The sequence below is a fragment of the Endozoicomonas sp. ALC013 genome, assembly GCF_049310205.1.
Classification (GTDB): Bacteria; Pseudomonadota; Gammaproteobacteria; order Pseudomonadales; family Endozoicomonadaceae; genus Endozoicomonas.
Map to the genome: position 1 here is coordinate 1 of NZ_JBLYNS010000213.1, position 5841 is coordinate 5841.

Here is a 5841-nt window from a genome sequence, read left to right on the forward strand (position 1 = left end):
GTTGGCGATATGCAGAGGAATAAAGCGGTCTTTCTGTTCTTTTGATTCGGCTTTGGTTGTCACATGGGGCAACAGCGCGGCTACGACCTGTTTGAGCTTCGGTGTTTTCTCCAGCTCCAGTCCATTGTCCACCAGTTTCGCCACAGCCCACAGCAGGTTGGTGATATCCTGAGGATTAAAGTGGTCTTTCTCTTCTTGTGATTCGGCTTTGGCTTTCACCCGGGACAGCAGCGCGACGACGGCTTCTTTGAGCTTCTGTGTTTTCTCAGGTTCCAGCCCGTTGTCCAACAGTTTCGCCAAGGCCCACAGCAGGCTGGCAACCTCCTGTGTGTTGAAGTGGTCTTTCTCTTCTTTTGATTCGGCTTTGGTTGTCACGTGGGGCAGCAGCGCGGCCACAGCCTCTTGGAACTGCGCTGCCTTCTCCAGCCCGTTGTCTACCAGTTTCGCCAGAGTCCACAGCAGGTTGGCGGTAGCTTGAGTGTTGAAGTGGTCTTTCTCTTTTTTTGATTCGGTGTTGGCTTTCATCAGGGGCAGCAGCGTGGCTACCGTTCCTTTGAGCGTTGGTGTCTTCTCCAGCCCGTTGTCCACCAATTTTGCCACGGCCCACAGCAGGTTGGAGATATGCTGAGGGATAAAATGGTCTTTCTCTTCTTTTGATTTGGCTTTGGTTTTCACCAGGGGCAACAGCGCGGCCACGACCTCTTTGAGTTTTGGTGTCTTCTTCAGCTCCAGCCCGTTGTCTACTAATTTCGCCACGGCCCACAGCAGGTTGGAGATATGCTGAGGGATAAAATCGTCTTTCTCTTCTTTTGATTCGGCTTTGGTCTTCACCAAGGGCAATAGCGCGGCCACGGTCTCTTTGAGCTTCGGTGTCTTCTCCAGCTCCAGCCCGTTGTTCACCAGTTTCGCCAGGGCCCACAGCAGGTTGGCGGCACCTTGTGCATCAATATCCCTGGTTTCAGGTTTTTGGTTGCACTTACGTATTACTGCATCAAGTAAAGTTGACAATAAAGCTTCCTGAGTTTCCTTACTTCCCTCACTCATGTACTTATGAGGGGTAAAAACACCCGCTGAAGTAAATGAATGAAGCGTTGTCGCCAGACTTCGCCAGGTCCACCCGGAGGTAGCTTTAAAATTGTGCAAAAATGGTATCAGTTGGCGTTGTTCACTATGATGCAAAGGTCGTCTTGATGCTGAAGTGTATTGTTTGATTAAGGTGGCAAATTGACTGTGTTTTTTACCATCATAGCGATCGCTATAACGCGCAGATATGCTCAGCAGGTAATCCATTCTTTCTTGTGTGATGAGAGCATTAAAATCATGAACAGGTTTTATTGAGTGTTTTTTTGCATGGTTAGCAGAAAAGCCGTCAGAAGCACGATACTCATTACGCTTCTGGATACAGGCGAGTGGCGCATTCACCTGTCTGACTGAGCCATGCCAGTATCGCCCACTCTTTGAAGAATCGGTACGATCATCCGGTTGTTTATAATCATTACCTGATGTTGCGCATTGCCAACTGATACCAGCACCGCCTCTGTCCATCATTATATTTCATTAATTCATGGGAAATATAAAAAGTAGACTACTCCAGGAGGCTTTCCGAGAATAGCGCCCGTCGCGAGGACGGGAGAAAATTGAGGATAAAAATTTGGTTTTGTGAGGTGAATAGCGGGGCTATTTGCCGAACAAAAGCGGATTTTTAGACCAATTTGCTGTCGCCGCACGACTGCATGGATGCAGGAGCTAGGGCAACGCAGGAGCAGTTGCCGCGTAGGGCAGTCTATTCTCGGACAGCCTCCCAGAGCCTCATCAGGCCGTAGTTTTTACTGGTTTTTTTCTCTTCCTTTTTCTCTTTTTGGGTTTATTTATTGGCTCTTCCAAATATTCTTCGGCGGTAACATAACCGTCATCGGAAAATGGCTCTCCTTCATCAGCAGTAACGTATGCCTCATCTGCCGCCGCCTCACCACTGGTATGGAACACGCCATGAGCCTGTGGCGGGACTGCTAACTTTATCTTTATTTGCTCAATAACTCGTTTCATTGAATCCTGTTTCCAAAGCTTGTTCACCGGAATTTCAAGGACCTCAAATCCTGATTTTTGCAGCAAGGCGATTTTCAACAAAGTCGAACCATTTCTGGTTTTGAAATCACCACTCACGTAATGAGAAGGTCCCTGAATGTCGATAACCATGTTGTAATCTGGCAGTAGCAGGTCAACCGGAGGTAATGAGTTCAGACTCTTTTCTTCTTCAATCTTCAACGACGGAAGGCTTGATTTGAGTTGATCGAGGAAGGTGGATTGAGATTGTGAAATAATTGTCGGGTATTGGGGGGTGACCGGACACGCTCTTCCAAGCCAGCTTGCGGCCATGGCAATAATGGATTGATCCTCGATACTGCCTGAGGAGGTATTTCCCAGGCGGGAAAATAGTTCACCTACATGCTTTTCAAGTGAGTTTTTATTATTTTTACCGTAGTTAAGATAACATCTGGCACAGAATGCCATGACTCCCCACAGAGACATCCATCTACTTTGCTGAGGGAGCTGGAGGTTTTCGCTGTTTTTGCCGACAAGAAAATCGAACGTTGATTCAACCACCTTCAGCTCAATCACCTCACCCAGTTTTGCCACGGACCACATCATGCTGGCGACTTCCTGTGGCTTGAAGCGCTCATTCTCTTCTTTTGATTCGGCTTTGGTTTGCATCAGGGACAACAGCGCGACTACGGACTCTTTGAGTTCCGATGTCTTCACCAGCTTCAACCCGTTCTCCACCAGTTTCGCCAGGGCCCACAGCAGGTTGGCAATATGCTGATGAGAAAAGTGGTCGGTCTCGTCTAATGATTCGGCTTTGCTGGTCACCTGGGGCAACAGCGCAACCACGGCCTCTTTCAGCTTCGGTGTCTTCTCCGGCACCAGTCCGTTGTCTACCAGTTTCGCCATGGCCCACAGCGAGTTGGCGGTATCTTTTGCGCTGAAGCGGTCTTTCTCTTCTTTTGATTCGGCGTAGGTTTTCACATAGGGCAACAACCAGGTCACGGCCTCTTTAAGCCTGGGTGTCTTCTCCGGTTCCAGTCCGTTGTCTACCAGTTTCGCCATGGACCACAGCAGATTGGCGACTCCCTGTGGCCTGAAGCGGTCTTTCTCTTCTTTTGCTTCAGCTTTGGTTTTCACATGGGGCAACAGCGCGGCCACAGCCTCGTTGAGCTGCGGAGTCTTCTTTAGCTTCAGCCCGTTGTCTACCAGTTTCGCCAGGGCCCACAGCTGGTTGGTGACATGCTGAGGAATAAGGTGGTCTTTCTCTTCTTTTGATTCAGCTTTGGTTTTCATCAGGGGCAACAGCACAGCCACGACCTCTTTGAGTTTCGGTGTTTTCTCCAGCTCCAGCCCGTTGTCTACCAATTTCGCCGCCGCCCATATAAGGTTGGAAATTTGCTGAGGATTGAAGTGGTTCTTCTCTTCTTTTGATTTGGCTTCAACATGAATCAACACTGCGTCCACAGTCTCTTTGAGCTTCGGTGTCCTCTCCAGCTCCAGCCCATTGTCCACCAGTTTCGCCAAAGCCCATTGTAGAGAGGCGACTTCCTGCAGCTTGAATTGGTCTTTCTCTTCTGTTGATTCGATTTTGGTTTTCATCAGGGGCAACAGCGCCGCCACGGCCACTTTGAGCGTCGGCATCTTCTTCAGCTCCAGCCCGTAGTCCACCAGTTTCGCGAAGGCCCATAGCAGGTTGGCGATACCTTGATTGTTAAAGTGGCCTTTCTCTGCTTTTGATTCGGCTTTGGTTTTTACATGAGGCAACAGCGCAGCCACAGCCTCTTTGAGTTTCGGTATCTTCTCCAGCTCCAGTCCATTGTCCACCAGTTTCGCGAAGGCCCACAGCAGGTTGGCGACACCTTGAGTGTTAAAGTGGTCTTTCTCTTCCTTTGATTCGGCTTTGGTTTTCACATGAGGCAACAGCGCGGCCACGGCCCCTTTGAGCGTTGGCGTTTTCTCCAACCCCTTGTCCACCAATTTCGTCACGGCCCATAGCAGGTTGGCAATCTGCTGAGGAATAAAGTGGTATTTCTCTGATCCAGCTTTGGCTATCACATGGGGCAACAGCGCGGCCACCCCCTCTCTGAGCACCAGTGTCTTGTCCAGCTCCAGCCCGTTGTCCACCAGTTTCGCCACAGACCACAGCAGGTTGGCGATATGCTGAGGAATAAAGTGTTCTCTCTCTTCTGGTGCTTTGGCTTTGGCTTTAACATGGATCAACAGTGCAACCACAACCTCTTTGAGCTTCGGTGCTTTCTCCAGCGCCAGGCCGTTGCCCACCAGTTTCGCTACAGACCACAGCAGGTTATTGATACCTTGAACATCAAGATACCTGGCTTCAGGTTTTTGGTTGCACTTGAGTAGTACTTGATCAAGTAAAGTCGACAGTAAAGCCGCTTGAGTTTCCTTAACCCACTCTTCCATGTATTTATGAGAGGTAAAAACACCCGCTGAAGTAAATGAATGAAACGTTGTCGTCAGGCTTCGCCAGGTCCACCCGGTTGTCACTTTAAAATCGTACAACAATGGCATCAGTTGACGTTGTTCACTGTGATGCAAAGGTCGTTTTGACGCTGCAGTGTATTGTTTGATTGAAATGGCAAATTGACTGTGTTTCTTACCATCATAGCGATCACCGTAATGGGTAGATAACCTCAACAGGCAATCCACTTTTTCATGTGTGATAAGAGCCTTAAAATCATCAACAGGTTTTAATGAGTGTCTTCTTGGATGGTTAGCAGAACAGGCGTCAGAAGCAGGATAAAATTCATTATGCTTCTGGGTATAGGGAAGTGACGTATTCACCTGTCTGACTGTGCCATGCCGGTATCGCCCCCCCTTTGAACAATCGGTACGATCATCCGGTTGATTATAATCATTACCTGATGTTGCGCATTGCCAACTGATACCAGCACCGCCTCTGTCCATCATTATATTTCATTAATTCATGGGAAATATAAAAAGTAGACTACTCTACGGCATCATCAGGCAGTAGTTTTTACTGGCTTTTTTCTCTTCCTTTTTCTCTTTTTTGGTTTATCTGTTTGCTCTTCTAAATATTCTACAGCGGTAAAATAACAGCTATCTGAAAATTGCCCTCCTTCATCGGCAGTAACGTATGCCTCATCTGCTGACCCCTCGCCGCTGTTATGTAACACAGAGTCATAAGCCTGCGGCGGGTCGGCTAACTTTATCTTTATTTGCTCAATAACTCTTTTCATTGAACCCTGGTTCCCAAGCTTGTTCACCGGGATTTCAATGACCTCAAATCCTAATTTTTTCAGCAGAGCGATTTTCAACAAAGTCGAACCATTCTTGGTTTTGAAATCACCACCCACGTAATGGGAGGGCCCCTGAACGTCGATCACCATGTTGTAATCTGGCAGTAGCAGGTCAACCGGAGGTAATGAGTTCAGACTCTTTTCTTCTTCAATCTTCAAAGACGGAAGGCTTGATCGGAGTTGATTGCGAAAAGTGGATTGTGATTGTGAAGTGATTGTTCGGTAATGGGGAACCACCGGACACGCTATCCCCAGCCAACTTGTGACCATGGCAATAATGGATTGATCCTCGGTATTGCCTGAGGGTGTATTTCCCGGGCAAGAAAATAGTTCACCTATATGCTTTTCAAGCGAGTTTTTATTATTTTTACCGTAGGTCAGATAAAATCTGGCACAGAATGCCATGACTCCCCACAGAGACATCCGTCTACCTTGATGAGAGAGCGGGGTGTTTTCGCTGATTTTGCCGAGAAGGGAAGCAAACGTTGTGTTAACCACGTTCAGCTCAATAGCCTCA

At 48.1% G+C, this 5841-nt stretch carries 3 protein-coding genes; all 3 read right to left on the reverse strand.

What is annotated here, in order from left to right; all coding sequences use genetic code 11:
- A partial coding sequence (locus tag ACO6V1_RS22005) for a hypothetical protein (RefSeq protein WP_422468584.1) occupies nt 1-1548 on the reverse strand: 1548 nt, incomplete at its 3' end.
- A 264-nt stretch (nt 1549-1812) separates the two neighbouring features.
- Complete coding sequence (locus ACO6V1_RS22010) at nt 1813-4974, reverse strand: DUF1601 domain-containing protein (protein WP_422449603.1); 3162 nt, start codon at nt 4972-4974, stop codon at nt 1813-1815.
- A gap of 53 nt (nt 4975-5027) precedes the next feature.
- Nucleotides 5028-5841: RAP domain-containing protein (locus ACO6V1_RS22015; protein WP_422468586.1), on the reverse strand; the 814-nt coding region annotated here is incomplete at its 5' end.